This window comes from Mycoavidus sp. B2-EB, assembly GCF_014218255.1.
Lineage (GTDB): Bacteria > Pseudomonadota > Gammaproteobacteria > Burkholderiales > Burkholderiaceae > Mycoavidus.
Genome location: NZ_AP021872.1, coordinates 285042 through 311994, shown reverse-complemented (window position 1 = coordinate 311994; position 26953 = coordinate 285042). Strand labels below are relative to the sequence as shown.

The following is a 26953-nucleotide window of genomic DNA, read 5'->3' as shown; positions in this document are numbered from 1 at the left end:
CTTATCTAAAAAAGTTAATTTGCTACACGTTCAAACGCATCTAATAACGGTTGCAACGCTGCGCGTTTTAATTTGAGCGCCGCCTGATTGACAATCAAGCGGGATGAAATTGACTTAATCTGCTCCACTTCAACTAACCGATTGGCGCGTAAGGTACTGCCTGAGCTGACCAAATCTACAATCGCATCCGCTAGGCCCACCAAAGGCGCAAGCTCCATCGAACCATATAATTTGATTAAATCAACGTGCACGCCTTTGGCGGCAAAATGTTCACGCGCCGTCTGCAGGTATTTGGTGGCTACGCGCAAGCGCGCGCCTTGGCGCACTGCGTTTGCATAATCAAAATCTGCCGGTGCAGCCACGGATATACGGCAATTTGCAATTTTAAGATCGATCGGCTGATACAAGCCTTCGCCACCGTGCTCAAGCAGTACATCCGCACCTGCCACCCCAAAATCAGCCGCACCATATTGCACATAGGTCGGCACATCCGTTGCACGCACCACAATCACGCGCAAATTCGGTTGCGTAGTCGGCAAAATCAAGCGCCGTGAGGTTTCTGGGTCGCCGTCAACGGTAATCCCAACTTCCGCCAAAAAAGGCCTCGTTTCATCAAAGATACGCCCTTTAGATAAAGCTAGCGTGAGCGGCGCGGAGATCAACTGTGAGGGCGGCACTACGGTTTGAGTCTTCATTACGCGGTCGGCGCTACCGCCGCAGTGTCTGTAATCCGGCTGACCCGCGCACCCAGCGCAGACAATTTCTTTTCCATCTGGTCATAGCCCCGGTCAAGATGATAAATCCGCTCAATCAGCGTTTCTCCCTCGGCCGCAAGCCCTGCAATAGCAAGGCTTGCGGAAGCGCGCAGATCGGTCGCCATGACCGCCGCACCCGATAAATGCGTAACCCCAGTAACAAATGCAGTATTGCCATCCACCATGACATTTGCTCCTAACCGGTTAAGCTCTTGCACATGCATAAAACGATTTTCAAAAATCGTTTCGACAATCTGAGCCGAGCCAGCCGCGATGCAATTGAGTGCCATAAATTGCGCTTGCATATCGGTTGGGAAAGCCGGATATTCTGAAGTACGGAAACTCACTGCCGTCGGACGCTGGTGCATGGAAGCGCGAATCCAATTAGACCCAGACTCAATCTGAACACCTGCTGCGCCGAGCTTCTTTAAAACCGCATCCAATAAATTGGGCTCAATCTGCCGCAGCGTAACCTCGCCGCCTACTGCAGCGACAGCGCAAAGAAAAGTGCCCGCTTCAATCCGATCGGGAATGACCTGGTGGCGCGCATCATGGAGCCGCTCTACCCCTTGAATCGTAAGCTGATCAGTGCCAATGCCATCAATTTTTGCGCCCATCGCAACCAGGAGATGCGCCAAATCAGCCACTTCTGGCTCACGCGCGGCGTTCTCCAATACCGTTTCACCTTCGGCCAGAGTCGCTGCCATGAGCAGGTTTTCTGTGCCTGTCACAGTGATCATGTCAAACAGGATACGACTGCCCTTGAGCCGTTTACCCTGCTTGATGCGCGCATTAATATAGCCATGCTCCAGGTCGATCTGCGCGCCCATCGCCTGTAAGCCTTTAACATGCTGATCAACGGGTCGCGCGCCAATGGTGCAGCCGCCTGGCAGCGAGACCCGCGCTTCCCCAAAACGCGCGAGCAGCGGCCCCAAGACTAAAATTGAAGCACGCATTGTTTTGACTAGCTCATAAGGGGCTAGCGGCTTATCGACCCAACGACCATCCAGACTGATTGCATGACCAGAAACCTGCGTGCGTACCCCCATTTGCATAAGCAGAGTAAGCATGGTGCGCACATCCTGTAGATTCGGGACATTCCCTAAATCGAGCTGCCCGGCGCTCAATAAACTGGCACACAAAATCGGCAAAGCCGCATTTTTAGCGCCCGCAACAGTCACTTCGCCGACCAAACGCTGGCCACCTCGAATGAGTAATTTATCCATGTTTCTTTGTCTACTATTTTAATGGCGCAACTTATAACCGCTCACCAACATGCGCATCGCCAAGCCAGCAAGTACAATAAAAAAGCCCAAGGTGATCATCAAACTCTTGAGCGGGGCAATATCCGACACGCCAAAAAAGCCATAGCGAAAGCCATCAATCATATAAAAAAACGGATTCAATCTAGAGATCTGCCTCCAGAACTCCGGCAAGGCTGCTGTCGAATAAAATACACCCGCTAAAAAGGTCAAAGGAACAATTAAAAAACTTTGAAACGCGGCCAACTGATCAAATTTTTCTGAGTAAATACCTGCAATCAACCCCATTGTGCCAAGAGTAGCCGCCCCTAATACGGCAAATGCGAAGATATAGAATGGCGCGGCGAAACTCACTGTAATAAACCAAACCGTCGCCAACCATACCCCCAACCCTACACAGACTCCACGCATAACAGAAGCCAGCACATACGCACTAAATATTTCACGCGCGCCTAACGGCGATAACAGCATAAACACTAGGTTGCCCGTCACCCTCGATTGAATCAACGAGGACGAACTATTGGCAAAAGCATTTTGCAGTATGCTCATCATCATCAAACCAGGGATCAAAAAACTCTTATATTCCACCCCTGGGTACACTTGCACATGATTTTGCAAGGCTTGGCCAAAAATCACCAAATACAGAAAAGCTGTAATTACCGGCGCGGTAATCGTCTGCAAGCTCACTTTCCAAAAACGCAGGACTTCTTTACAAAACAAAGTATAAAAACCAATCATCATGCGTTCCTCTTAATTTTTTCAGCCGCTGATGAGCTCTTCATAACTTGGATAAATACATCTTCAAGATCCGCTTTACGAATTCCAATTTCTTCAATCTCACACCCTGCCATGCGGCATTGCGCAAGAATAGGCTCGACTTCAGCATAAGAGTTAAGCCTTAGCGCATATTGATGCGCATCTATCTGCTGCTCTATGGCAAGTGCTTGCAAGCTAGCCGGTAATCCGCCTTGCGCCAAGCGTAACAATAGCTGAGCACTAGAAAAGCGTTGCAGCATTGCGTGTTTATTATCCAGCGCAACCACTTCGCCCTTTCTAAGCATCGCGATGCGATCACACAGTTGCTCTGCCTCTTCAAGATAATGCGTCGTTAAGACAACGGTATGCCCTTCCCGATTTAAGCGGGCAATAAATCTCCATAAACCCTGACGCAACTCAACATCCACCCCCGCAGTGGGTTCGTCTAATACGATTACGGGCGGCCGGTGCACCAATGCCTGCGCCACCAACAAACGGCGCTTCATGCCGCCGGATAAGGCGCGGGTATTCACATTGGCCTTCTCGGTTAAATCAAGGTTAGCCATCACTTCATCAATCCAATCATCATTACGTCTCAGCCCGTAATAACCCGATTGGATCCGTAACGTTTCACGCACCGTAAAAAAAGGATCGAACACTAACTCTTGCGGCACCACACCTAATACTTGGCGCGCCGCGCGAAAGTCAGTCACTACGTTATGTCCGAGCACGAGTGCATCCCCTTCATCCGCGCGCGCCAGACCGGCAAGAATGCTAATTAGAGTGGTTTTGCCCGCCCCATTAGGGCCAAGCAAGCCAAAAAACTCACCTTCTTCAATCGACAGATCAATGCCTTTGAGAGCTTGTAGAGTTTTATAGCGCTTTTTAATGTTACGGATTTCTATAGCTGGCATTGGAATATGAGGAAAGTCGACAATCTAGAAATTGGACAGTTCAGTTACTGAATACCTGATTATAGGCGAAATGCACATCAACCCGCCGTGAGCGCATGAGCGCGGCGCATAAAAACTCGCCCATGCTTCATTCATTTCAATTCACCGCTCGAGACGCGACAGACTATTTCTACAGCTTCAACAATTCATCCACGCCATAAGCCTGCGCCAAATGCGCCAGCTTGGTTGGCGCATGCAGTACTTCAAGCGCCTTACCTTGGGCACGCGCAGCACGCAACCAAGCCAGCAAAACCGCCAGCGCAGACGAATCAAACTGCACCAGCGAGGCACAGTCAATCCGCACGACTTCAGCTGAATTCTTTGCGATATAGTCTAAACCCGTCTTAAGTTCAGTCATCGCAGTTGTATGCGTTAGCGCTGTTCCTGCCGTAAACGCCATCATTTACTGCTTTCCACCGAGTTTCAGGTTGCGCTGTTTTAAGAATTCAAGCAAACCATTCACGCCACGTTGCGTAATCAACTCGCTAAATTGCTGTTGGTAGGTTTGCACCAGCCACGCGCCGCCTACATTGAGATCATAGACTTTCCAATCATTGCCTTTTTTCTCTAGCCGATAATCGAGTTGAATCACTTGCCCTTGATTGTTCACCTTAGTGCGAACCACCACATCCGTTGCATCCGCCTTCATTCTAAAAGGTAAGTACTCTACCGTCTGATCACGAATCTGCGCCACCGCCCCTGAATAGGTATAAAACAATAAGTCCTTAAATTGTTTAACTAACTCTGCTTGCTGATCCGTTGTAGCGGTGCGCCAATGACGCCCCATCACCAGACGCGTAGTACGCTCAATATCTGCGTGCGGTAGAATTTTTTCATCCACCAACTGAGAAATTTTGCTGATATCGCCCTTGCGGAGATCAGGATCTTGCTTGATGGTATCTAGCACTTCAGATGTGATGGTTTTAACCAAACCGTCAGGCGTACCGGCGCTGGCTGCAACAATTTGCGCCATAGCGCTCCCACAAAATAAGCACAACACCGCGTATGCGAGCGAGAAAATTGGCCGTAAACTTCTTTCTTTCATATGCTCTACCTTTAAAAAGACAATCGTCTAAATTTATTCAACCCATTCCTTGCTTTAACCACTCTATCCGGTCGCTGTTTGCCTTGCTCAATCTCCTAAGGAAAACGCAAGCCTGGGAAAACCCTTAGAGGCGGCAAACCTTTTGAAGCAGGTACGGGTTGGTTGGTTTCTTCTGGCGCCGTAAGTGGCCCTGCCGACCCTGCTTCAGCAGTATATCCGGGTACGTCTTCATCAACATCTTCATATTCTGGCGGTGGCGGATTGCCATCGCAGATTAGATATTGACGACGTTGAAGATAAGCCTGGCGCACAAACGAATATTTATCGAGCGCTGCATCTTCGAGTAAATCATTCGCATCTAATAAGGACGCGCGCACATTCACCACACGCAAACCGTATGCCTGATTGCGCAGCGCCACTGGATCAATATAGGTCATAGGATCCACCTCCCGACCTACCAATAAACCCGCCGTATCCCGTAGCGTGCTTGGGCCAAAAATCGGCAGAACTAGATAAGGGCCGGGCGCCACGCCATAACGACCTAGCGTCAGCCCCAAATCGGCTTGGTGTTTAGGCAGCCCAGCGGCGCTTGCCACATCAAATAACCCACCAATGCCAAACAGGGTATTGATTGAAATGCGCATCAAATCTTCTGTGCCTGCAGTCAATTTACCTTGCAGCAGATTATTTGCCATTACCGAGACATCAGCCAGGTTTGAGAAGAAATTGGCTACGCTCGTGCGCACGCCTTTAGGGAGCGTCTGGTTATAGGCTTTCGCCACCGGTTTAAGCGCAAAACGATCGACCGTATCATTAAACTCAAAGATCGTGCGATTCATACTTTCAAACGGATCGGATTTTGTCGGCACGTGCTGCGCGCTAGCGCAAGCGGTAAGCCCTAAGACGAGCGAGCATAGCGCGATCCGGCGCAACCGCAAACCAGCAGACATAGTTGCCTTTGATCGTGGTTTCATTATTGGCCTTCGGGCATTGTACCAGTAGCATCCGGCGCGGACTTACTTGCCCCCGCATCCGCCGCTTTACCATAAATAAATTGGCCGATGAGCTTTTCCAGCACGACCGCTGATTGCGTCATCGTAATCGTATCGCCCGCTTGTAGCATCTGTTCATCACCGCCTGGCTCAAGGCCAATGTATTGCTCGCCTAACAACCCAGCCGTCAGAATTTGTGCTGAACTGTCTTTGGGAAATTGATATTGTCTTTGCAGATCAAGCGTAACCACTGCCTGGTAAGTCGTGCTATCAAACTCAATCTGGGCCACGCGGCCGACGATTACGCCTGCGCTTTTCACCGCGGCACGCGACTTCAGACCGCCAATATTATCGAAATTCAATTTAATGGGGTATGTCTCTTGAAAAGAGAACGCGCTCATATTGCCCGCTTTGAGGGCTAAAAAAAGTAACGCTAAAGCGCCAAGTACAACAAACAAGCCAACCCAATAATCCAGCGTATTTTTTTTCATCATTTTGATCCGTTTAATTGCTAAACATCAATGCGGTTAACAAGAAGTCAAGCCCCAACACAGCTAGCGACGCAAACACCACCGTGCGGGTGGTAGCCCGCGCTACACCTTCAGGCGTGGGCTTAGCCTCATACCCCTGATATAAGGCAATAAAAGTCACCGCCAAACCGAAGACAAAGCTTTTCACTACACCATTGCCAATATCGCGCCATATATCGACGCCACTTTGCATCTGTGACCAAAAAGCTCCGCTATCGACGCCAATCATTAAGACGCCAACGCTATAGCCACCCAGGATGCCTACTGCGCTAAAAATAGCTGCCAAAATCGGCATGGCAATGACCCCAGCCCAGAAACGCGGCGCAACGACAAACGAGAATGGATCGACCGCCATCATTTGCATTGCAGTTAATTGCTCACCGGCTTTCATTAAACCAATTTCAGCCGTCAATGCAGTTCCCGCGCGCCCAGCAAATAACAGTGCTGTCACCACCGGCCCCAACTCACGCACGAGCGACAATGCGACCAGCAAGCCCAAAGCCTCTGCCGAACCATAGCGGCTTAACGTGTAATAACCTTGCAAACCCAGCACAAACCCGACAAAAAGACCTGAAATTGCAATAATGACCAGCGAATAATTGCCAACAAAATGAATTTGCTGGGTCACTAAACGCGGGCGCTGCAATAAGCGCCAACCCTCGCCCACCAGCCGCAGCCACATCCGCGTGCCATAACCAGTGCGGCTTAACCCCTTTAATACAGCACGTCCGAGTGCACTCATCATAAACGTGCTCCAGCAGTATCCGCCATCAGGCCAAAATCAGCGGCCAGCGGCACACCCGGATAATGAAAGCTAAACGGCCCCTCTGTCTGCCCATCAATAAACTGGCGCACGGTCGGGTCAGTTGAAGACTGCAACTGTTGCGGGCTACCTTCAGCATGGAGGGTGCCGTCCACAATAAAATAAACATAATCGGCAATCGCGAATGATTCGGGAACATCATGCGTCACTAAAATGGAGGTGGCGCCAAGCGCTTGATTTAAAGTGCGGATCAGATTCGCCGTAATGCCAAGTGAAATAGGATCAAGACCTGCAAACGGCTCATCATACATAATGAGTGTGGGGTCAAGCGCGATAGTGCGGGCCAAAGCAACACGCCGCGCCATGCCACCGGAAATCTCAGCCGGCATCAGATCACGCGCACCACGCAAACCCACTGCATTTAATTTCATCAACACTAAATCTTGCAGCACACTTTCTGACAATTGCGTATGCTCGCGCAAGGCGAAGGCGACATTATCAAATACTGACATATCGGTAAAAAGCGCGCCGAATTGAAAAAGCATCCCCATTTTGCGGCGCACGGCATAAAGTTCGGTTGAAGTAAGCGCACCAATATCCGTATTCTCAAACAGCACTTGCCCACGGCGCGCCCGCTCTAACCCGCCAATTAAGCGCAAAACGGTTGTCTTACCGCAACCCGAGCCGCCCATCACAGCCACGACCTGGCCACGCTTAAAACACAGATTTAAATTTTTAAGCACCAGCCGCTCGCCATAGCCAAAATCGATGCCGCGCAGCTCAAGCAAATTGTCTGAATGGATATGAGACACAGAGTCACCCGAATTTTGAGTCCAGATTAAGGAACCGTAGATTATAAAGGAAGGCGATTTGTGCTCACCCTTCGTTTGTAAATTCTTTATTTCGCGCATTGTAACGACTTGTCACAAGCGAGGTTGATATATTTAGAGCCCTTTCTCTATAGGAATATTCTTCAGGATATTTATGTTTTCGCGTTACTCTGTCACTTCCAATCCAGTTTCTGCTACCGCTAGCTCACCGTCACCCAGCAGAAGCTCATCCGGAGAAACACTCGACTTCTCTCAATCTAGCAGAACTTCATCCAACATAACGTCCAATCTCCGCTCTCAGAAAATCGATTCAGACACGCCCGCCCAATCTTTTGAAAAGCTACAACAGTTAACAAAGCGCGCGATTTCCATGACCCACAAGAGCGTCGAAAAAAGAATGACGAACTTAGGACCCTTAAAGAGGCTACAGTTAAACGGGCCTATTTCTCCTCAAAGCCTCAGTTCGGCCGAAACATCGGTAGCCTCCGAACCCTCAAGCTCTTTACAGGAAATAGAAGAAACGCATCAACAACGTTTGAATGCTTTTAAGCAATGTGAAGAGCAAATAAAAACGTACTTAGAAGAGACATATGGCAACCCAGATGATTTAAAAGGGATATTTGGTGAACCAGATCAATGTGCATTGGATACGCTGCACTATACTTCACCAAGAGGCGCAGCAGAAGCTGACATAAAATATGATGCGTTTGTTCAAAGAAATATAGAGGGTTGGCGTAAACTCGAAACGTCACTTCCTTCTAGAAAAATCTCTTTCTCGCCTACTTCATCCAACCAAAGTAGCCCCTATCTATGTGCCAGATCTTTAAAAAGCGCATCTGAAAACGAAACCCAACCAGATGCCGAGCGCCAATCCAGCCCACACAATTCTTGGGTTTCCATCCCAGACTCCAACTCAGCATATTTTACTACAAGCAACAGCATGACCCACTTAACTTAACATGCATAGCTTTAAGCACCCTCAAAATACCGCTATAGCTGAGCCAAAGATAAAAGTATACGCCGTATCGGCCGTCTCAAAAAACGCATTATCCTGGCCAATTTGATATATAAAGACGAATTGGTTACACTCCTGCCACTGCCCATCAGGCAGGGGCAGGCATCGAAAAATTAATGACCCAGGAGGAAAAATGAAATTGATTCGTGTTTTTGTAGCCTGTGCCGCTTTATTGGGCACAGTCGCCGCTCATGCTCAAACAGCCGGTAGCTTTATACTTGGCACGGGCTGGCTTCATTTGAATACGCGCGACAGCAGCGACCCGATGCGCACCACTGCGCCAATATATCAGGTTCATGACAATACCGGTTCCTCAGTTAACAACGCAAATACGCTCGGTTTGTCTGGCAACTACTTTTTTACAGATAACGTCGTAGGTGAATTCGTAGTAGGCATTCCGCCCCGTTTCGATTTGAACGGTGAGGGTGAATATGCAGGATATGGAAAACTCGGCTCAGTGCGGCAATGGAGTCCTGCGCTTCTGCTGAAGTATTATTTCTTCAATGCACAATCCAAATTTCGCCCTTATGCTGGGCTTGGCATCAGCCGGGTCTGGTTTACTGATGCAAAACTCACTAATGACCGCTTTATGAGCGAAGAACTACCAAGCAATTCAGCTGAGGTCTCCGCCGAGAACCGCTGGTCACCTGTGTTCAATGCCGGTTTTTCCTATCAGTTAACTGAGCGCTGGTACGCTGGCTTATCTGTCTCGTATTTACCTTTGCGCACAACTGCCAAGATCAATTCGACCCTCAGAACACCTGCAGGACCTGTAACAGTAACCAATGAAGCAAAAATCAGAATAAACCCAATCATTACTTATCTAAATATTGGCTATCGCTTTTAGTCATTTCATTCTTTAATTGAGTGAGTTTACGCCGCCATACGGTAAAGTTTGGCGGCGTTTCACTGTATATGCCCTCAATCATCATTAAAGCGAAATTTGTGGCAATTTCTCTTCAACTTTCATCCACGACAAAAAGACGGCGATACTCTTTAAGCGCGTACCGATCCGTCATCCCCGCAATATAGTGCGCAATCAGCCGGGGCTGAAGTTCAGGCGCATGACTCTGGTACTGAGGCGGCAACAAGCGACAATCCTGTTTGAAGGCATCAAAAAGTCCTGTAATAACGTGTTGTGCTTTGTTCGTCATCCGCATGACTCGATAATGACGGTATAAATTTTTAAATAAAAACTGTTTGAGCTGGCGCGCTTGCGCGGCCATGCTTGCGCTGTGTCCAACCAGCGCCGGTGCGCGCCGCACAGCATCGGGCGAAGCGAGCGCATGCTCTTGTAATTGGAGGGTGGTAGCGGCGATCAAATCAACAATCAAAGTGTTAATGATACGCCGAATCGTTTCGTGCACCAGACGACGGCCACTTAAATTGGGCCAATGCACTAGGACTTGATGGCGATGTATCTGCCACAGCTCAAGTTCATCTAATTGCTCCACCGTCAGCAAACCGGAGCGCACGCCATCATCAATATCGTGATTGTTATAAGCAATTTCATCGGCAAAATTCGCAATTTGCGCTTCTAGCGTTGGCTGCTCAGCGCGCAGAAAGCGCTCACCGACCTCTCCCAGGCGCTGCGCATTTTCGCGAGAACAATGCTTAAGAATGCCTTCGCGCGTTTCAAACGTTAGATTGAGACCGTTAAATCCCCCGTAGCATTCTTCCAACTCATCGACTACCGCAAGGCTTTGCAGATTGTGTTCAAATCCGCCATAGGCGCGCATGCATTCGTTAAGGGCATCTTGTCCAGCGTGGCCAAATGGCGTATGACCCAAGTCATGTGCCAGCGAGATCGCCTCAACCAGATCTTCATTTACCCGCAAATTACGTGCAATCGAGCGCCCAATTTGGGCAACTTCTAAGCTATGCGTTAAGCGCGTGCGAAAGAGATCGCCCTCATGATTGACAAAGACTTGCGTTTTATATTCAAGCCGCCGAAATGCGGCAGAATGGATAATCCGATCCCGATCGCGCTGAAATGCCGTGCGCGCCTCGGGCGCAGGCTCTGCATAACGACGCCCTCGCGAAGCAGACGAACGCGCCGCATAAGGCGCAAGGTGCGCTTCAAATGCAGTTAAATCAACCCAATTCATGGTGCTCCACATTCATCAAAAAGTCATTGCATAGAAGCTGAGCGAACCTCCGCTCGAGCTTAACTCCGATTACACGCTATGCTTTGCAGCAGCATCAGGCTGGATCGAAGCCGTGAGGGCAGCGCGCAAATTATGGTCTGCTACGCGCTCAACCAACGCGGCGCCCAAATGCTTCAATAAAATACAGTTAATCTGCCCAGCCTCAGCTTTTTTATCAACGCGCATTAAATCTAGATAGCGCTCGTTGCCTAGTGGCGGCGCTTGCGTTGGTAAATGCGCGGCCGCAATCAGTTGCTTAAGACGCGCTTGCGTTACGCTATCGATCAAGCCCAGCTGTTGCGACAAAGTGGCCGCCATCACCATGCCGCACCCTACCGCTTCGCCATGCAGCCATACGCCATAACCTAACCCAGCCTCAATCGCATGCCCAAAGGTATGACCAAAATTAAGGAGTGCGCGCACGCCTTGCTCACGCTCGTCAGCGGCGACCACCTGTGCTTTTATTTCGCAAGCGCGGCGCACAGCTTGCGCGATTGCAGCTTCATTACCACCGTTAAGTGCATCTATGTTGGTTTCAATCCAGTCAAAAAATCCAGCATCAGCAATCGCCCCCGCTTTAATGATCTCCGCTAACCCAGCGGCCAGCTCACGCGACGGCAGCGTACGCAATAATGCGGTATCGGCAATCACCACCTTCGGTTGATAAAAAGCGCCGATCATATTTTTGCCCAGCGGATGATTAATGCCGGTTTTTCCACCCACAGATGAATCAACTTGCGCCAGCAATGTAGTGGGTACTTGGATAAAGGGTACGCCACGCATATAACAAGCGGCAGCAAAACCTGTTATATCGCCGACTACACCGCCACCCAGCGCAATGAGCGTAGTTTTGCGATCAGCATGGGCCTCTAATAGTTTAGTAAAAATAAGATTGAGGGTTTCCCAATTTTTATGCGTTTCACCATCAGGCAATACGATCTGGATCAGCTGTTTTCCAAGCGGCGCGAGAGTGGCCTTAAGCCGCGCCGCATAAAGCGGTTCAAGCGTCGTATTTGTAATCAGTGCAACCGATGAGCCCATTAGGTACGGCGCAAAAAGCTCTGTGCGATCAAGCAAATCAGCACCGATGTGAATTGGATAAGCGTGTGAAACAAAATTGACGTTAACTGTCAGCATGATTAAGGATAAAACAGAATTAAAGCAATTCGAGCTGAGCCAGCACAGTATGCACCAGTCGACTGGCCGCCGGACGGCCCGTCTCAATCACAAAATGCGCGCACTCACGGTACAAAGGGTCGCGTATTGCATATAAATTTTCCAGTTGCGCACGCGGATTATCTGTTTGCAATAATGGCCGGTTCTTGCTGCAGCGCGTGCGTAACCATAAATCATGCGGGTGTGCATGTAAATAGATCACCGTGCCTCGCTCTCGCAAGCACTGCCGACTTTGGGTGTTTAATACAGCGCCACCGCCCGTTGCCAATACAATCCCGGTCTGTTGCGTGAGCTCACCGATAATTTGCGCTTCTCTTTGTCTGAAGCCTATTTCACCTTCATGTTCAAAAATGACTGGGATGCGAACGCCTGTGCGCGCTTCAAGCTCGTGATCAGAATCAAAAAAGGGTTGATGCAGTTTCTTTGCTACCGCTCGCCCAATCGTAGTCTTGCCCGCACCCATCAGACCAATAAAAAAGAGGTTACCGTGGGCTTTGGGGTCTTGCAAAGTCATCTCTCATCTTAGTTTAAATTCCTTCATAGTTTGGCAAAGGTGGCTGCGCCACCACATTTGGCGTAATAAAAACCAGCAATTCGCTCTTGCGTTTATTATGCGTGCTATGACGAAACAATACGCCTAATAGCGGAATCTCGCCTAACCAGGGAACGCGCGCCACATCCGTACGCTCATCCTGAATAAAAATCCCCCCCATGGCTACCGTACCACCGTTTTCAACTTGCACCTGCGTGCGTAAATGTTTTGTATTCACGGCTGGACCCGATTGAGTCTGCATTCCAACACTATCTTTAGAAACATCAACATCCAGTACAACATGACCATCCGGCGTAATATGGGGCGTCACCTCAAGTTTAAGGCTCGCGCGGCGAAACTGTACCCCGGAAATCCCCTTGCCTACTTTGGCCTGATAAGGCAATTCTGTGCCTTGTTCAATTAGAGCACGCACGCGATCCGCCGTCACTATCCGCGGACTAGATAAAATTTTGCCATACCCATCCGCTTCAAGTGCGCTTAATTCTAGAGCAAGCAGCCGGTTAACCCCGGCTCTAAATAGAGTGAAGCCTGCGTTCATCGCGTCAAACCCGGCCAGAGGGCCGGCCGGCAATTCATAAATTGTGCCATTTTTAGCCGCCAATAATTCTCTTGGCTCACTGTCGCGCCCAGTCTCTCCTAAGTGCGCGAGTCGCGCTCCTAGCTCACGTGAAAAACCTTCTTCAGCTTCGACAATACGCACTTCAATTGCAACTTGGCGCAAGGGCCGGTCAATCGCCTTTAGCAAGGCCTGAATTTGCTCGATAGATTCAGCCAGGTCAATCACCAACAGTTGATTAGTTCTGGCATCCACTATGGCTGTTCCGCGTTTTGATAAAACGCGCGGCGCACCTGCTCCATGTAGAAGTTTACCTATTTCATCCGCCCGCTGATAATGCAATTCAAAGGTATGGCTGATTAATGGCTCAAGCTCGGTTGCACGCGCATAGGCCTCAATCCGTTGCCGCTCTCGGTCAGCCCACTCTGCTGCCGTAGCAACCCAAATAATATTGCCACGCTTTTGCGCGACTAAACCATGCACCTCCATCAACATATCAAATGCGCCACGCCACGGTACTCGGTCAAGTCGCATCGATACGGTACCCCGTACCTGCTCGCTCGCAATAATATTCAAACCGGTGAAATCCGCAAAGGCTTTTAGCACGGCGGATAATTCAGCCTGCTGAAATTCGATTGTGAGCGGCGCGCTAACTTCAACTTGATCCTGCTTGATATCAGTTTGTGCATGGCACTTAGCGCTTAATCCCACTAGCAGCCATAGCCAAAGCACCGTCCAGCATAGCACGCGCTGCATGAGAATCATCAATTAGCCTCACGTAGCGAAAGAGTACGCGCCAAACCGGCTCCATTTGACAAAAGTAATGAAGCTACGCCAATCCGCGTCACCACCTCACCATTTAATTCATCGCCGGTACGCAGCAAAACCGAGCCCGCTGGCGAACGCACAAGCGCCGCCCGCGTTTGCCCGCGTTCAAATAAACCAATCAACTGCAACGCCAAATTGGCTGGCAGCGGCTGAGTCTGTGTTAAAACCAGCGGATTGCTTGGCTGATTGACGGCAGCTTCAGTTGGCCGCGCAATGAGAATAGATTCTTGCGCCAGCGAGTTTAATAAATTGGGCACAAGATGCAGCGCTGGCCGAGTTTGTATCACATCATATAAAATAAAAATCGCTAACGCTGCCGACAACAGGCCATACTTACGGTATTGACGTAAACCGCGGATACGCATATATCGATAGGGCAATAAATTAAAACCCCCTAGCGCGAAACGCTCATCTGCGATGCAACACTTAAACCAACGGCAGCCCTCTAGCCAGCTCATACGGCTTAATAATTTCATACCATCCAGCGCAACGCTAGGCCAAAGGCAACCGCAAAAGACATTGCAGCCCCGCCTGCAAAGCTAGTCTCGTTTTGCTTCTCCAACTCGCCTTGCACACCACTGCGCTTGCAATGGTTCCCACGACAACACACGAGTGGATCAAATTCAATCACTGGACAGCATAGCACCGAGCTCAGCTCATCCACCGTTCGGCCTATCAGCCGCAATTTATCGAACTCCCCAGCAAAAAATATAGCGCCGGGTTGAACTGCACCGACTAATTCATGTAACCGGGTCATCAAGTTCGGCGCAGTCAAATCAACCGGTAAAAATTTGAGTTCCCGTTCAACTGAATGTCCGTATATCAACCAAATACGTCCGCCTTCCGCGCTTAACCAAAGTACGCCATAACGCCTATTTTCTTGGCCTGTTTGTTTCACAACAAAACGGCAGGCGCGTAAGGCGGCGGCCTCTGCGCCATCCATTGCATGTAGCATAATCCCCGCTTGAGCGGCCACTTCAAGTCGCGCCTCCACATAGCGCCGCGGAGTAGCAATAATTGTCAATTGATCGGGTGCTCCAGTTGGATCGATACGGAACCAATCCACGGCGAGTGCTGCGGCCTCTATCCCCGCTAAATGCTCTGCCTGCGCCAATACGGCTGACTCAAGCATATCCAGCGCCGTATCAGATTGCATCATCACTCTATGATGTGGCGCGAGCTGCGCGATCGAGACTTGTTGCTCCAATGTTGCCGTAGCCGGCACAGCCATTGCAGCACGAGCGGCAGATAAGGCTTTCTTACACCGACAAGCGAGTAGCGCTTTGTTCAGTGCCGCGCCAATCGGTTCTGTGTCAATAAAATCGGCCCCCACCACTACGCCCGTAGGTAACGCGCAAACGCCCATATGCTCGATTCGAATTGCGGCTGACGCAATCAAGCGACGACTGAGTACAATGACCCGCAATTGATTCAGACTCACATCAATACCCAGGGCAAAACGGCGCGTAACGTTAGCCATAGAAATGCGCATCGAATGTCCTTAAATTTACAAATAAGAATTAGCTCTTTATTGATTGACTGCATTTTGCCAATCAATAAATTAGAAAAATACTCAGCTAAATGGCTAATTGAGCTGCTGCTTGAGACACGCCAGCCACAGGCGCAACGCCTGACCTGGAGTAAATTTGAGAGTAAAGTTACGGAATTATGGTATTAAGCAGATTAAGATCGCTTTAAAAGTACCCGCAACATGATGGTGGGTAGCTATAATTCACAGTCCATCTCTTATCATTCTTATGGCCGCAAACTCTCCTCCCACCCCGCGCCTACGCGCCGCCCCTACCCGTTCGCCTTGGCTCGTTCTGCTACTTTGGCTAGGCGGAGCAGCGGCTACGTTAGCTGCCATCGGCACTCTGCTCATTGCCTATGCGCTGATTGTGATGTTGCCTAAGCTACCGTCACTCGAAGCACTTACGGATTATCAACCGAAGGTCCCGTTGCGCGTCTATACGGCCGATCATGTGCTAATTGGTGAATTCGGCGCCGAACGGCGCCATCCAGTACGCTTCGAAGAAATTCCTGAGGTCATGAAAAAAGCCGTATTAGCCATTGAAGATTTCCGCTTTTACGACCATAGTGGGGTAGATTACATCAGTATTTTGCGCGCGGGTCTCGCTGATCTTATGCATGGCAGCGCGGCCCAAGGCGCGAGTACGATTACGATGCAAGTTGCACGTAATTTCTTCTTATCTAGCGAAAAAACTTATACGCGTAAACTCTACGAGATGCTGCTTGCCTATCGGATTGAGGCAACCCTGACTAAAGCTCAGATCCTTGAAGTGTATATGAATCAGATTTTTCTAGGGCAACGCGCTTACGGATTTGCTGCCGCTGCGCGCATTTATTTCGGCAAAGATCTTAAAAATATCACGCTGGCCGAGGCAGCCATGCTGGCGGGTCTGCCAAAAGCACCTTCCGCTTATAACCCCATTGTTAACCCAAAACGAGCGAAAATCCGGCAGACTTATATTCTAAAACGCATGCATGAGCTACGCTATATCGACGCCATGCAATATAGAGAAGCGCTAGCTGAAACCTTGCGCGTCAAAGGTTCCGGCAAAGAATTTAGCGTCCATGCAGAATATGTCGCAGAAATGGTGCGTCAAATGATGTATGCGCAATACCAGGATGAAATCTACACGCGCGGGCTCAACGTCGTGACCACGATTGATTCAGCCGAGCAAGATGCAGCATACCGGGCGGTCCGCAAAGGCGTGTTAACTTATGAACGGCGGCACGGCTATCGAGGGCCAGAAACATATATTAATTTACCCGCTGAGTCCGAAGCGCGCGATCAAGCCATTGCCAATACCTTGCTCAATGAACCGGATGATGGAGAACTCCGGGCAGCCGTTGTGACCGCTGCCAGCTCCAAAGAAGTACAAGCTGAATTATTAAGCGGAGACATCATCATCATTAAGAATGAAGGTTTGGCGTTTGCCGCTTCGGCGCTGACTGCGCAAGCATCAAATGCTAGGCGCATCAAACCCGGTGCAGTGATTCGGGTTATCCAAGCGGCGCATGGTGCTTGGTCAATTACGCAGCTTCCCCAATTAGAAGGGGCTTTAGTATCGCTTACGCCGCAAAATGGCGCGCTCCGCGCTTTAGTCGGAGGGTTTGATTTTAATAAAAATAAATTTAACCATGTCACTCAAGCTTGGCGCCAGCCCGGCTCTAGCTTTAAACCTTTTATTTATTCCGCAGCGCTCGATAAAGGTTTAGGACCCGCCACGCTCATTAATGATGCGCCACTTTATTTTGCTGCCAAGCAGGCCGGCGACCAACCTTGGGAGCCTAAAAATTACGGCGGCCGCTACGATGGCCCAATTACCTTACGCACGGCTTTAGAAAAGTCAAAAAACCTGGTCTCAATCCGCATCCTAGACTACATTGGCCCTAAGTATGCGCAAGAGTACATCACACGCTTTGGCTTTGAAGCTGACAAACATCCCGCTTACTTACCCATGGCGCTGGGCGCCGGACTCGTTACACCCATGCAAATGGCGACTGGCTATGCTGTATTTGCGAATGGCGGCTATCGCGTTAATCCGTATTTGATCGCCACCGTCACCGACCAGCGTGGGATCGTTATTTCGCAAGCGCAACCGCTGGTTGCCGAGGTTAACGCGCCACGCACCATCAGCGCTCGCAATGCTTATTTGATGACCAATTTATTACATTCTACTGCACAGCGGGGCACCGGTGCGCGTAGCAATGTACTGCGGCGCCCTGACCTGGCAGGCAAGACGGGTACCACTAACGACTCGCACGACGCTTGGTTTGCCGGTTTCCAACATGAGCTAGTCGCCATTTCTTGGCTAGGCTATGATCACCCTAAGAGTTTAGGCGACCGAGAAACCGGCGGCGGCTTAGCTCTGCCCATTTGGATCGATTATATGGGCCGCGCCTTGCCACGTCTTGCCGTATATTCATGGCCCCAGCCCAGTAGGGGTCTTACTGAAATCGATGGTGAGTTTTTTTATGATGATTTTTTGCCTAAGCATGGTTTTGTCGCCCAAATCGATACCGACCAATCTCTTCTCAGCGGTGAAGGAGGGGCAATCTCCGGCGCAAACATTGGCGCGAGCAAAACTGAAAAACAGGATATTTTAGATCTGTTTAAAGGGCAATGAAGTCTGAGCTTGGGGCAACAACCGCTCACCTCTCAATCTTTAGACCGTTTTAGACAATTCAATCGCGCTGCCCGCTTGCTCAGTTGCGCAGCGCGATAAGGCCGCGAATAATTCAGCGCCATCACGCGTATCACGCCAGGCGCCATCCCGATACCGGTAATGAAAACCACCGGATTTTGCAGCCAACCAAATCTCTTGCATAGCCGTTTGCAAATTAACAATGATCTTGCTACCGTCGGCAAACTCTAGCGTTAATACATTGTCATTGCGTTCATATTCAATTTCAGCGCCACTTGCATCTAGCGCGGATTCGATTGCATCTAGCGTTGTTTCAGCCAGCGCAAGATACTCTTTTTGATTGCTCATGCTACACTTCCCCGCTTCAATTTTCCGAGTTTAGCCATGCAAACTATTTGCAAAGCCAGTGCCATTGTAACGCTTCTCGCTGCATTAGCTGCGTGTGGGCAACGTGGTCCGCTCTACCTGCCAACTGTGCCGCCCTTACCCGAGCCTGCCGCCAGACCACAGCTTAGCCCCCCAGAAAATAGGCCAAGCACAGCGCCAGTCAAAACCATGCCCTCCTCTTCCAGTGGCCATTAAATGTTTGATAACCCTTTTCAATATATTAACGACGAATTGCACGCAGAAGATGTGCCACTCACAACGCTTGCCGAACAATTTGGCACGCCGCTTTACGTTTACTCACGCGCAGCGCTGACTCACGCATATCAAGCCTACGCGCGCGCATGCGCTGGGTACCGGGCAAATATTTATTACGCCGTTAAAGCGAATAGCAATCTCGCTGTGCTCGATCTCTTCGCGCGCTTAGGCGCTGGTTTTGACATCGTATCAGGCGGTGAATTAGCGCGCGTACTCAAGATTGGCGCGTGCACCGATAAAATTGTTTTTTCAGGCGTTGGCAAAAGCGCGGTAGAGATGCAAATAGCGTTGAATGCTGGCGTCAAATGTTTCAATATCGAATCGCTTGCTGAACTACACCGTTTGCATGATATTGCAGCTCATGCCAACAAAACCGCACGAGTGTCATTACGCGTTAACCCGGACGTAGATGCAAAAACGCATCCGTATATTTCGACTGGACTTAAATCGAATAAATTTGGCATTGCTTTTGATGAGGCACGAGCAGCTTATCGCGCGGCAGCAAGCATGAAATACCTTGAAATCGTCGGCATTGACTGCCATATCGGCTCACAAATTACAGAAATTGCGCCTTATCTCGATGCGTTAGATAAAATACTTGAGCTGATTGAAACACTTGAAGCGGATGGCATCCAGATTTCTCATCTCGATATGGGGGGAGGACTCGGTATTCGCTATGACGCTGAAACCCCGCCTGCCATCAGTACTTTTGTGCATACTCTGCTCAATCATCTTACTGAGCGAGGCCACGGCAGCCGTGAAATTTTATTTGAGCCAGGCCGTTCATTAGTGGGCAACGCAGGCGTATTGCTGACCACAATCGAATATCTGAAACCGGGCGCAGTCAAGAATTTTGCAATTGTCGATGCCGGCATGAATGATCTCGCCCGGCCAGCAATGTATCAAGCCTATCATGATTTGGTGCCCGTTCTAAAACACCCTAATCCCCCCCCCACTGCACTCTACGACGTAGTCGGTCCGGTTTGCGAAAGTGGCGATTGGCTAGGCCACGATAGAACTTTGGCACTCAAGCCAGGAGATTTGCTTGCCGCCCGCTCAGCCGGTGCGTATAGCTTTACGATGAGTTCTAATTACAATACGCGGCCACGCGCAGCAGAAGTCATGGTAGAAGGGAAACAGGCCTATTTAGTACGCGCGCGCGAAACCGTTGAACAGTTATTCTCGGCTGAAATGAAACTGCCGGATTAATGCGCCCTACTCGGCAGCCGCCCATATGTATTCGTCTAATCCTCACATCTTTCGCATCAATCAACAAAAGAACGAGCGGTGTTTAATATATTGGAAGCGCCTAATCAAGATTAGGCAATGCAACAGCCTAATTTTGATTAATGCACCAGGAGTCACTCCATGCCATCCAGTCCCCGCCTTCAGTTTTCCACTCACAGGCCCACAGCTGCAGGGAGAAGCCAGGCAGATGGAGTTAATACCCCCACCCACTCTCCAGTTCAGCAAACTCGACTAGATTCATCAAACAGTTTACTAACGGGTCTCAAGAAGGGACTCAAAAAAATCTTCCTGCCAAACGAAGAAATACGAAAAAGTCGAGCCTTGCGTAAAGCGGTGAGGCAAAATGATAATGGCCTTGCGACCCGCTTACTAAACGAAGGCGCAAATCCAAACCATCTGAGCCAAAGAAATTTGAATAGCCCTTTACACTCGGCCATTCTGAACCAAAATATAGAGCTTGCAAGTCACTTGGCAAATCATCATACAACGAATGTACTACGCGCTAATGGGAGAGGCCAAACCGCGATAGATCTAGTCAACGCGAGCGGAAATCAAAACATGATTGATATGCTGCTTACAAGCCAGAGCTATCTGGCTGTCAATCCTCCCCCAAGCTATTCTGAAGAAACTCGAATAGAGCCGGGTATCCCAGCCTATAACGCAACCCCATTAGAGGGTGAGACAGCATTATCAAGTGAGCTCCCCTCGCAAGAAACGCCCCCCCATCCCCCCTCAGCAACAGGGACTTCAAGGAATTAACTTACCGCCAAGCTGGCCTCAGAAGCGCCTCTTGGAACGTTGCGAGTTGTCTCGCCCTTTAGCGCAAAGCTCCGTGCAAATGACCCTGGATCACATGATCCGCACTACAAGTCACAACTGCCCATAGCTATGCAAACCTGACAAAAACATATTCACCCCTAAAAAAGCAAACAGCGTAACCAGTAAGCCAATCAACGCCCACCAAGCCGCCAAAGCGCCACGCCAACCTTTAATCAAACGCACGTGCAGCCAGGCCGCATAATTTAACCAAACAATCAATGCCCAAGTTTCTTTAGGATCCCAGCTCCAATATCCCCCCCATGCATCTGCCGCCCATAGTGCACCAAGAATGGTTGCAATGGTAAAAAAAGCAAAACCCACTGCAATCGATTTATACATCAGATCATCTAACACCACTAAAGCTGGCAAGCGATCAGCCCAGATCCCATAATGTTTAAGCAACGCCGCAACAGCAACCATCGCGGCTAATGAAAAACCGGCATAACCGATGAAATTCGCTGGCACATGAATTTTCATCCACCAACTTTGTAACGGAGCCACCAGAGGCTGAATTTGTTGCGCCTCGCGCGCAACCGCGTACCACATTAGAAAACCCACTGCCGAGCTAATCACAAGCAGCACAAAAGCGCCTAATGCACGCGTTTGGTAATGCATTTCATAGTACAAGTAAAAAAGTGCGGTCAATAGGCAAAACAATACAAAAACTTCGTAGAGGTTTGAAATGGGGATATGCCCAATATCTGCACCAATCAAATAAGACTCATACCAACGCACCATCATGCCGACAAAGCCTAATAACACCGCCGCCCAGCACAGCCATGAACCCAGTCTAGCGGCAACGGCTGAGCGCGCAAGCAAGCCCCCCCAGTAGAATATCGTTGCCAGTAGAAAAAGCGTGCTCATCCACAAAATCGCAGATTGACTGGATAAGAAATATTTTAAGAAAAGAACTTGCTCGGCACGCGCAAGCTCACCATGATAGAAAGAAATGGCCGTGCAGGATAAAAGTGCAATCAGTGCAATCAACGCGCGCACAGGCTTCCAATACCACCCCAATACGCCAAAAACTGGCACAGCTCCAATCAAAATAGCTCGATCATAGTAGTCCATATGCTGACCATAATGCATCAACGCAAAAATTGCGCCGGCAAACAAAGATCCCATATACAGCCAATCAACCCATGTGAGCCGATTGAGACGCGTTTGAACCGGCAAAGGGCCCGCCTGAGGTCTGGTCAAGCGAGTGTCGAGGGACGGTTTGGTGGAAGGTAAATGTTCCATAGTTTTACGTCAAAGAGTATCCATTATATGATTAAGAGTGATGCCAACTTGATCACGCAGTTGAGTGAATTCGTTTTCAAAATCGAGCGTTCTACGAGCGGCGGACATAGCCATTAATACATTTGTAGCAGCGCCATTTTCACGCTCTTTTAGCCAAAGCCATAAACGCCGTTCACGCAAATAGAACATTGCGAATACACCTAGCACGAGTAACAAGCTGCCGAAGTAAACAATTTTTTTACCTGGCGCACGCGTCACCTGAAAAACCGACGCTTTCACTTCATCAAATGAATCAAGTTGCAAAAGAAGAGGCGCATGGTAAAAGAAACTATCGGATAGCGCATTGATAGATGATTGCACAAAACGACCGTTAGCCTCACTCTCTACATTAGGGGCCATCCCAGACCGCTCGCGCACGATTTGCCAAAGATCCCAAACAGCCCCTTCCAACGTACGCAATAACAACTCTACAGCTTTAGCTTGCTCTGCTTTAGGCACAGAGGATTCAATAAACCTCGCTAACGCGGCAAACCCTCCTAGCGCATCTGAAGCGCCATTTGGCGCAACCTGAGCAGGGATATGATTTCCAGCGAAAAGCTCTAGTACATGCGTTGCGCTTTGCTCCAGTTGCGCTTGCAACGGCGTACCCGGCTTCGCTAAACGTATTGCAAAACGCTTAGCGGCCGCTGTGCGCAAACGCGGATTTTGTAAGGCTGCACGCAATTGTGTCCAGGTTTTGACCGTATGCTCCGCGTCGGCTGGAATGCGCAGATAGCGAAAAGGCTGTTGTGGACTCTCACGCATCCCAGCTAAAAACATCCACTCGCCCTCGATTTCAACAGGCAGCATGTAATGACTGAACTCACGTGCTTGGCCTGCGGCGTCCCTGATCTTATATTGCACAGAAGGGCCTATATTACGCAGTGTTTGCGGCTTGGAAGTTTTTGCGCCAGACCCGAGCCGCTCAGCAAAAACTTCTTTTAATGAACGACGTGTAACGCCACGTACGTCTGTTTTCCCATTAGCATCAGCGAGATTTTCAACATTAATCGCGCGAAAATCGGTCCACTCAATGGTTGCGCCCTCGCTCGCTAATGGCAATGAGCGATTAATTTGCCCTTTTAATGGAAAAGACCGCGCGTCTGAACCCGTCATCGGATAAGCCGTGAATTGCACATGTGATCCGCCATCTTCAAAACTGGATTGATAAACGGCAATACCACGATGAATAAAGGGTTTGTTTACTTCAATCTGAGTCGAAATACGCTGCTGGCTCAGAGTGTCCAGCACGACAATATCGCTGACAAAGCGTTTAGGCATCCCGGTTGAATAATATTCAACACTAAATTGATTCAGCTGGATGGTAAAGGGTAAATCTTGAATCAGCACACCATCCCCTTGATTCAGAATGGCGCTAGACACATGCTGACCTTCAGCCACCCACGCTTGACCGCGAAAACTTGGATTCGACACGCTTAGCCTATGTTTAGGCGCAATCTCAGCAAGTACTGCATTGCCTTGCAGCGGAGATTTGTCAAATAGCCACATTTGTAACCGCACCGGCAAATTACTATCGAGTAAGCCACCCAAGCAAATCACCACAATCGCCAGATGGGCAAAAATGTAGCCTAATTTGCTCAAGGTACCCCGCTTGGCGGCAATCAACAGCCCCGCGTCTTTGGGTTTTATTTGATAGCGATAGCCTTGCGCTTTAAGCAACACTTGCAGTCGTTCAACGGCTTCAGTCCGCGTATAAGCCGTTTTAAAATCAGCCCGATGTCCAAATGCACGTAAATTATTTTCATGTACGCGATCTTTCCAGTTACGCATCTCAGCGATCATGGACGGACCGTTGCGCCATAGACACAATGAAAGCGAGACGACGAGAAATAGAAGAATGGCGCTAAACCACCAAGAACTGTAGACATTGTAAATGCCTAGCGCATGAAAGATTTCCGCCCAAAACGGACCAAACTGCGCAACATAGTTGGGGTAAGGTTCTTGTTGTTTAAGTACCGTACCTATCACACTCGCCAGCGCGAGTACCACCAACAAGGCAATCGCGAAACGCATTGAACTCAGTAATTCAACTGCACTGCGCGCTAAAGAACGCTTTTTACTTTTTAGGTTATGCAACTCCAACTTCACAGACTGACCTCATTTTCTACGCATAAAGCTTTAACTTGCCTGTGCGCTGAATAAATAACTTCGCTTAATTTAATGTGCTTTTTGTGCATCACAATACAATTCGTTTGATTACCGGCACCATCAATCAGGATGGCTTCCGATGAATAAAGACAAACGAAAACGCGCCCGTTTTTGAGTTAAAATTACTAATCGCGCCCGTTTTCGAGATTTTGCGCCCGTTTTCGCTGGAAAAACACAAAACGCGCCCATTTCTGGGATTTCGCGCTCATTTCCGAGAACAACTCGATGAACTATTACGATAAATCAACCCAGCAACCAGCAGGCTATGCCTGGCTAGTCGAAACATATCAATTGGAAACCCGCCCCCATTGGTGTCAGTCCTTCATCAAAAATAATCTTAAGTCGCGCGAAACCACGCAATATAACAGCCATATACAGCAAAATTTTCGCAAAGACTCCGCGCCGCAGAACACTATTTTAGGCCATCTTGAGTTTGCTTTGCGATACGAAGGGATCAATCTTGAGATCTTGAGCCGCCTTTTTACCCAAGACGGCAAAGTGCAACTAGAAACCGCACTACAAAATTCACCTAAATCTCGCATTCTAAGACGACTCGGTTTTTTATATGAAGGGCTAACCGAGGTACGCTTGAGCGTGCCAGATATAGACAAAAAAAATACCTATATTAAACTAGCCGATGACAAATTTTATGTGACTCATAGCAAATCCACCCGCAGCGGACGATTCCGGATTGAGAATAACTTAATAAGCACTTTTAAGTTTTGTCCTGTTGTGCGACGCACGCCTATTATCCAAGCATTTTTAGAGCAAGATTTAGCTGGGGCCATCAACCATGCATTGGTGCGCTACAATCCGCATCGACTCGAACGGGCCGCCGCTTGGCTCTATTTGAAAGAGACCCAATATTCATTTGACATCGAGCGCGAAAAACCAAGTGGCAACAAAACTGAACGTTTCATGCAAGCATTGCGTGAAGCGAGCGACCCTCAACCTGTGACACAAGAACGTCTGTGCTTATTGCAAAATATTGTAGTTGATGCTCGTTTTCGAGAGATCAGCTATCGTAACCGCCAAAACTACGTCGGACGAGAACTCAATAATGGACTACATCGTGTCGACTTTCTGCCACCGCGTCCTGAAGATATTCATTCTCTCATGCGGGACTGGATCGATTGGACCAATCATTTAGCCGAAGAGGATAGCGTATCAGCACCTATTGCTGCTGCACTAGCCGCTTTCGCTTTTGTTTTTCTGCATCCATTTATGGATGGCAATGGCCGCATTCACCGCTTCCTCGTACATGAGGTACTAACACGCCGCGGCTTTACTCCACGGGGTTTTATTTTACCCGTATCAGCCGTGATGAAAGCTCGGCTTGATGAATATATCCATGCCTTGGAAGCATTCTCAAAACCATTGAAGCGCTTAACGGAATATTATCCAATCACGCCTAATATCCCAGCACGAGGAAACGACGCGCTATTGTATCGATATTTTGATGCAACCCCACAAGTTGAATTCTTATTGTTATGTTTAAAACAAGCTATCGAGAAAGATCTTGCGCAGGAACTGCAATTTTTACTTAAGCGCGATACGCTCTATGAAAAACTCAATGAAGAATTTGACTGGCCTGGAACAGCGCTGGATAAATTTATTATTTTTGTCCACCAAAATGGCGGGAAACTGTCAAAAGCCAAGCGCGATAAGTATTTTTCCTACCTAACAGATGCTGAAATCTCTAGCTTTGAGACAAACTATGAGGAAGTTTTCAAGACCGCGCATCCCAACGCTTAGCGTAGACCCGCAATATAATCCGCTAACGCTTTAATTTCTTTCTCGGATAAACGTTCTGCGATGGCCTGCATAGGGTCATTATTCACGCGCGCTCCCTGCTGAAAAGCCTGCAACTGCGCGATCGTGTAGTCTTGCCATTGGCCAGCTAGACGAGGATATTGCACGGGTATTCCGGCACCTGCTGGGCCATGGCATGCAGCACATGCTGGCACACCTCTTTCGGCGATTCCGCCACGCCAGATCTTTTGACCCAGCTCAGCCATTTCTTTATTGTGCGCAACCGCAAGCCTTTCTGGCAAAGCGGCAAAATAAGCGGAAACATCCCACATGTCTTGCTCAGATAATACTGAGGCAAAACTTGCCATAATCGGATTATTACGTTTGGGCGCTTTGGCGCTAGATTCGGCTTTGTAATCACCCAGCTGTTTATACAGATATTCAATGTGCTGACCCGCAAGGTTAGGCCCAAGGCCGGTTGCTCCGCTCCCCTCTGCGCTATGGCAAGAAATGCAGACTTGGTTTGCAATGGCCTTACCACGAGCAAGATCTGGCTTTACTGAGATACTTTGTGGATAGGCTACTGTAGAATAGATAGCTAGACTCACCCCGATCAGTTGCCAGAATTTATACGCTCGGCTCATAAAACCCCTTGTCTCATCTTGTGGTTGTCTTCCAAAGACTATCCAACAGCCTTTTTACTTAATTT

At 49.1% G+C, this 26953-nt stretch carries 26 protein-coding genes and 2 pseudogenes; 8 read left to right on the top strand and 20 right to left on the bottom strand.

Features of this window, described 5'->3' with window-relative positions; translation table 11 throughout:
- Window positions 1-14: 14 nt before the first annotated feature.
- From hisG to MPB2EB_RS01400, 10 genes are all read right to left on the bottom strand, one after another.
- Window positions 15-659 (bottom strand): ATP phosphoribosyltransferase, encoded by a 645-nt coding sequence (gene hisG / locus MPB2EB_RS01445; RefSeq protein ID WP_185182613.1) that lies wholly within the window; start codon window positions 657-659, stop codon window positions 15-17.
- Between the two features lie 35 nt (window positions 660-694).
- Complete coding sequence (gene murA / locus MPB2EB_RS01440; protein WP_185182112.1) at window positions 695-1981, bottom strand: UDP-N-acetylglucosamine 1-carboxyvinyltransferase; 1287 nt, start codon at window positions 1979-1981, stop codon at window positions 695-697.
- Between the two features lie 18 nt (window positions 1982-1999).
- Complete coding sequence (locus tag MPB2EB_RS01435) at window positions 2000-2755, bottom strand: ABC transporter permease (protein ID WP_185182612.1); 756 nt, start codon at window positions 2753-2755, stop codon at window positions 2000-2002.
- Entirely contained in the window at window positions 2755-3687 is a 933-nt protein-coding gene (locus tag MPB2EB_RS01430; RefSeq protein ID WP_185182111.1) for an ABC transporter ATP-binding protein, read from the bottom strand. Before MPB2EB_RS01430 ends, MPB2EB_RS01435 begins: the two co-directional genes overlap by 1 nt.
- A gap of 169 nt (window positions 3688-3856) precedes the next feature.
- Window positions 3857-4129 (bottom strand): lipid asymmetry maintenance protein MlaB, encoded by a 273-nt coding sequence (locus MPB2EB_RS01425; protein WP_185182110.1) that lies wholly within the window; start codon window positions 4127-4129, stop codon window positions 3857-3859.
- Window positions 4130-4771 carry a phospholipid-binding protein MlaC gene (locus MPB2EB_RS01420; RefSeq protein WP_185182109.1) on the bottom strand — a complete coding sequence of 214 codons (642 nt, stop codon included), beginning with the start codon at window positions 4769-4771 and terminating at the stop codon, window positions 4130-4132.
- Window positions 4772-4866: 95 nt separating this feature from the next.
- A complete protein-coding gene (locus tag MPB2EB_RS01415; protein ID WP_185182108.1) occupies window positions 4867-5721 on the bottom strand; it encodes a VacJ family lipoprotein in 855 nt (284 codons plus the stop codon).
- 23 nt (window positions 5722-5744) lie between these two features.
- Entirely contained in the window at window positions 5745-6254 is a 510-nt protein-coding gene (gene mlaD / locus MPB2EB_RS01410) for an outer membrane lipid asymmetry maintenance protein MlaD (protein WP_185182611.1), read from the bottom strand.
- Between the two features lie 13 nt (window positions 6255-6267).
- Window positions 6268-7038 carry a lipid asymmetry maintenance ABC transporter permease subunit MlaE gene (gene mlaE / locus MPB2EB_RS01405; RefSeq protein ID WP_185182107.1) on the bottom strand — a complete coding sequence of 257 codons (771 nt, stop codon included), beginning with the start codon at window positions 7036-7038 and terminating at the stop codon, window positions 6268-6270.
- Window positions 7035-7859 carry an ABC transporter ATP-binding protein gene (locus tag MPB2EB_RS01400; protein WP_232534497.1) on the bottom strand — a complete coding sequence of 275 codons (825 nt, stop codon included), beginning with the start codon at window positions 7857-7859 and terminating at the stop codon, window positions 7035-7037. The genes mlaE and MPB2EB_RS01400 overlap by 4 nt, the downstream gene beginning before the upstream one ends.
- A 397-nt stretch (window positions 7860-8256) precedes the next feature.
- On the opposite strand from MPB2EB_RS01400, the gene MPB2EB_RS01395 reads away from it, so the two are divergent.
- A complete protein-coding gene (locus tag MPB2EB_RS01395; RefSeq protein ID WP_185182105.1) occupies window positions 8257-8844 on the top strand; it encodes a hypothetical protein in 588 nt (195 codons plus the stop codon).
- Window positions 8845-9034: 190 nt separating this feature from the next.
- Window positions 9035-9748, top strand: coding sequence for an OmpW family protein (locus tag MPB2EB_RS01390; RefSeq protein ID WP_185182104.1), 714 nt, complete (start codon window positions 9035-9037; stop codon window positions 9746-9748).
- Window positions 9749-9860: 112 nt separating this feature from the next.
- Here the strand turns inward: MPB2EB_RS01390 and MPB2EB_RS01385 are convergent.
- From MPB2EB_RS01385 to pilM, 6 genes and pseudogenes are all read right to left on the bottom strand, one after another.
- Window positions 9861-10988 (bottom strand): annotated as a pseudogene (locus MPB2EB_RS01385) (deoxyguanosinetriphosphate triphosphohydrolase); the annotation flags it as partial.
- Window positions 10989-11078: 90 nt separating this feature from the next.
- The gene (gene aroB / locus MPB2EB_RS01380) at window positions 11079-12185 is read right to left on the bottom strand and encodes a 3-dehydroquinate synthase (protein ID WP_185182102.1); all 1107 of its coding nucleotides are present in this window, start codon (window positions 12183-12185) and stop codon (window positions 11079-11081) included.
- Window positions 12186-12204: 19 nt separating this feature from the next.
- The gene (locus tag MPB2EB_RS01375; RefSeq protein ID WP_185182101.1) at window positions 12205-12738 is read right to left on the bottom strand and encodes a shikimate kinase; all 534 of its coding nucleotides are present in this window, start codon (window positions 12736-12738) and stop codon (window positions 12205-12207) included.
- A gap of 13 nt (window positions 12739-12751) precedes the next feature.
- A complete protein-coding gene (locus tag MPB2EB_RS01370) occupies window positions 12752-14098 on the bottom strand; it encodes a type IV pilus secretin PilQ (RefSeq protein ID WP_185182100.1) in 1347 nt (448 codons plus the stop codon).
- Window positions 14098-14637 (bottom strand): hypothetical protein, encoded by a 540-nt coding sequence (locus MPB2EB_RS01365; RefSeq protein ID WP_185182099.1) that lies wholly within the window; start codon window positions 14635-14637, stop codon window positions 14098-14100. Before MPB2EB_RS01365 ends, MPB2EB_RS01370 begins: the two co-directional genes overlap by 1 nt.
- Window positions 14634-15653, bottom strand: a complete 1020-nt coding sequence (gene pilM, locus MPB2EB_RS01360) for a pilus assembly protein PilM (protein WP_185182098.1) — start codon at window positions 15651-15653, stop codon at window positions 14634-14636. The genes MPB2EB_RS01365 and pilM overlap by 4 nt, the downstream gene beginning before the upstream one ends.
- 3 nt (window positions 15654-15656) lie before the next feature.
- Here pilM and MPB2EB_RS01355 point away from each other — a divergent pair, with 3 nt between their 5' ends.
- Complete coding sequence (locus tag MPB2EB_RS01355) at window positions 15657-15839, top strand: hypothetical protein (RefSeq protein WP_185182097.1); 183 nt, start codon at window positions 15657-15659, stop codon at window positions 15837-15839.
- Between the two features lie 79 nt (window positions 15840-15918).
- Window positions 15919-18315: a penicillin-binding protein 1A gene (locus MPB2EB_RS01350; protein WP_185182096.1), complete on the top strand. Its 2397-nt coding sequence runs from the start codon at window positions 15919-15921 to the stop codon at window positions 18313-18315.
- A 39-nt stretch (window positions 18316-18354) separates the two neighbouring features.
- Here MPB2EB_RS01350 and cyaY read toward each other — a convergent pair whose 3' ends face one another.
- Window positions 18355-18681 carry an iron donor protein CyaY gene (cyaY, locus tag MPB2EB_RS01345; protein WP_185182095.1) on the bottom strand — a complete coding sequence of 109 codons (327 nt, stop codon included), beginning with the start codon at window positions 18679-18681 and terminating at the stop codon, window positions 18355-18357.
- A 36-nt stretch (window positions 18682-18717) separates the two neighbouring features.
- On the opposite strand from cyaY, the gene MPB2EB_RS01340 reads away from it, so the two are divergent.
- From MPB2EB_RS01340 to MPB2EB_RS08600, 3 genes are all read left to right on the top strand, one after another.
- Window positions 18718-18915 carry a lipoprotein gene (locus MPB2EB_RS01340; protein WP_185182094.1) on the top strand — a complete coding sequence of 66 codons (198 nt, stop codon included), beginning with the start codon at window positions 18718-18720 and terminating at the stop codon, window positions 18913-18915.
- Window positions 18916-20184 (top strand): diaminopimelate decarboxylase, encoded by a 1269-nt coding sequence (gene lysA / locus MPB2EB_RS01335; RefSeq protein ID WP_185182093.1) that lies wholly within the window; start codon window positions 18916-18918, stop codon window positions 20182-20184. It abuts the gene before it with no gap.
- 159 nt (window positions 20185-20343) lie between these two features.
- Window positions 20344-20982, top strand: coding sequence for an ankyrin repeat domain-containing protein (locus tag MPB2EB_RS08600; protein WP_370576608.1), 639 nt, complete (start codon window positions 20344-20346; stop codon window positions 20980-20982).
- 111 nt (window positions 20983-21093) lie between these two features.
- Here MPB2EB_RS08600 and ccsB read toward each other — a convergent pair.
- Window positions 21094-22200 (bottom strand): annotated as a pseudogene (ccsB, locus tag MPB2EB_RS01325) (c-type cytochrome biogenesis protein CcsB); the annotation flags it as partial.
- Window positions 22201-22293: 93 nt separating this feature from the next.
- The gene (locus MPB2EB_RS01320; protein WP_370576607.1) at window positions 22294-24432 is read right to left on the bottom strand and encodes a cytochrome c biogenesis protein ResB; all 2139 of its coding nucleotides are present in this window, start codon (window positions 24430-24432) and stop codon (window positions 22294-22296) included.
- A gap of 285 nt (window positions 24433-24717) precedes the next feature.
- Between MPB2EB_RS01320 and MPB2EB_RS01315 the strand changes: the two genes are divergently transcribed.
- Complete coding sequence (locus MPB2EB_RS01315) at window positions 24718-26247, top strand: Fic family protein (protein ID WP_185182090.1); 1530 nt, start codon at window positions 24718-24720, stop codon at window positions 26245-26247.
- Here MPB2EB_RS01315 and MPB2EB_RS01310 read toward each other — a convergent pair.
- Window positions 26244-26888, bottom strand: a complete 645-nt coding sequence (locus tag MPB2EB_RS01310; RefSeq protein WP_185182089.1) for a cytochrome c — start codon at window positions 26886-26888, stop codon at window positions 26244-26246. The genes MPB2EB_RS01315 and MPB2EB_RS01310 overlap by 4 nt on opposite strands.
- Window positions 26889-26953 lie beyond the last annotated feature (65 nt).

What these genes read in the sequence shown, in the direction of transcription:
- murA (WP_185182112.1), bottom strand. Translation starts at nt 1,981, where the DNA reads ATGGATAAATTACTCATTCGAGGTGGCCAGCGTTTGGTCGGCGAAGTG.
- MPB2EB_RS01355 (WP_185182097.1), top strand. Translation starts at nt 15,657, where the DNA reads ATGTCCTTAAATTTACAAATAAGAATTAGCTCTTTATTGATTGACTGC.
- MPB2EB_RS01430 (WP_185182111.1), bottom strand. Translation starts at nt 3,687, where the DNA reads ATGCCAGCTATAGAAATCCGTAACATTAAAAAGCGCTATAAAACTCTA.
- aroB (WP_185182102.1), bottom strand. Translation starts at nt 12,185, where the DNA reads ATGCTGACAGTTAACGTCAATTTTGTTTCACACGCTTATCCAATTCAC.
- mlaE (WP_185182107.1), bottom strand. Translation starts at nt 7,038, where the DNA reads ATGATGAGTGCACTCGGACGTGCTGTATTAAAGGGGTTAAGCCGCACT.
- MPB2EB_RS01420 (WP_185182109.1), bottom strand. Translation starts at nt 4,771, where the DNA reads ATGAAAGAAAGAAGTTTACGGCCAATTTTCTCGCTCGCATACGCGGTG.
- MPB2EB_RS01350 (WP_185182096.1), top strand. Translation starts at nt 15,919, where the DNA reads ATGGCCGCAAACTCTCCTCCCACCCCGCGCCTACGCGCCGCCCCTACC.
- MPB2EB_RS01395 (WP_185182105.1), top strand. Translation starts at nt 8,257, where the DNA reads ATGACCCACAAGAGCGTCGAAAAAAGAATGACGAACTTAGGACCCTTA.
- MPB2EB_RS01370 (WP_185182100.1), bottom strand. Translation starts at nt 14,098, where the DNA reads ATGATTCTCATGCAGCGCGTGCTATGCTGGACGGTGCTTTGGCTATGG.
- MPB2EB_RS01415 (WP_185182108.1), bottom strand. Translation starts at nt 5,721, where the DNA reads ATGTCTGCTGGTTTGCGGTTGCGCCGGATCGCGCTATGCTCGCTCGTC.
- MPB2EB_RS01425 (WP_185182110.1), bottom strand. Translation starts at nt 4,129, where the DNA reads ATGATGGCGTTTACGGCAGGAACAGCGCTAACGCATACAACTGCGATG.
- MPB2EB_RS01315 (WP_185182090.1), top strand. Translation starts at nt 24,718, where the DNA reads ATGAACTATTACGATAAATCAACCCAGCAACCAGCAGGCTATGCCTGG.
- MPB2EB_RS01340 (WP_185182094.1), top strand. Translation starts at nt 18,718, where the DNA reads ATGCAAACTATTTGCAAAGCCAGTGCCATTGTAACGCTTCTCGCTGCA.
- MPB2EB_RS08600 (WP_370576608.1), top strand. Translation starts at nt 20,344, where the DNA reads ATGCCATCCAGTCCCCGCCTTCAGTTTTCCACTCACAGGCCCACAGCT.
- mlaD (WP_185182611.1), bottom strand. Translation starts at nt 6,254, where the DNA reads ATGAAAAAAAATACGCTGGATTATTGGGTTGGCTTGTTTGTTGTACTT.
- cyaY (WP_185182095.1), bottom strand. Translation starts at nt 18,681, where the DNA reads ATGAGCAATCAAAAAGAGTATCTTGCGCTGGCTGAAACAACGCTAGAT.
- pilM (WP_185182098.1), bottom strand. Translation starts at nt 15,653, where the DNA reads ATGCGCATTTCTATGGCTAACGTTACGCGCCGTTTTGCCCTGGGTATT.
- lysA (WP_185182093.1), top strand. Translation starts at nt 18,916, where the DNA reads ATGTTTGATAACCCTTTTCAATATATTAACGACGAATTGCACGCAGAA.
- MPB2EB_RS01390 (WP_185182104.1), top strand. Translation starts at nt 9,035, where the DNA reads ATGAAATTGATTCGTGTTTTTGTAGCCTGTGCCGCTTTATTGGGCACA.
- MPB2EB_RS01375 (WP_185182101.1), bottom strand. Translation starts at nt 12,738, where the DNA reads ATGACTTTGCAAGACCCCAAAGCCCACGGTAACCTCTTTTTTATTGGT.
- MPB2EB_RS01435 (WP_185182612.1), bottom strand. Translation starts at nt 2,755, where the DNA reads ATGATTGGTTTTTATACTTTGTTTTGTAAAGAAGTCCTGCGTTTTTGG.
- MPB2EB_RS01310 (WP_185182089.1), bottom strand. Translation starts at nt 26,888, where the DNA reads ATGAGCCGAGCGTATAAATTCTGGCAACTGATCGGGGTGAGTCTAGCT.
- MPB2EB_RS01365 (WP_185182099.1), bottom strand. Translation starts at nt 14,637, where the DNA reads ATGAAATTATTAAGCCGTATGAGCTGGCTAGAGGGCTGCCGTTGGTTT.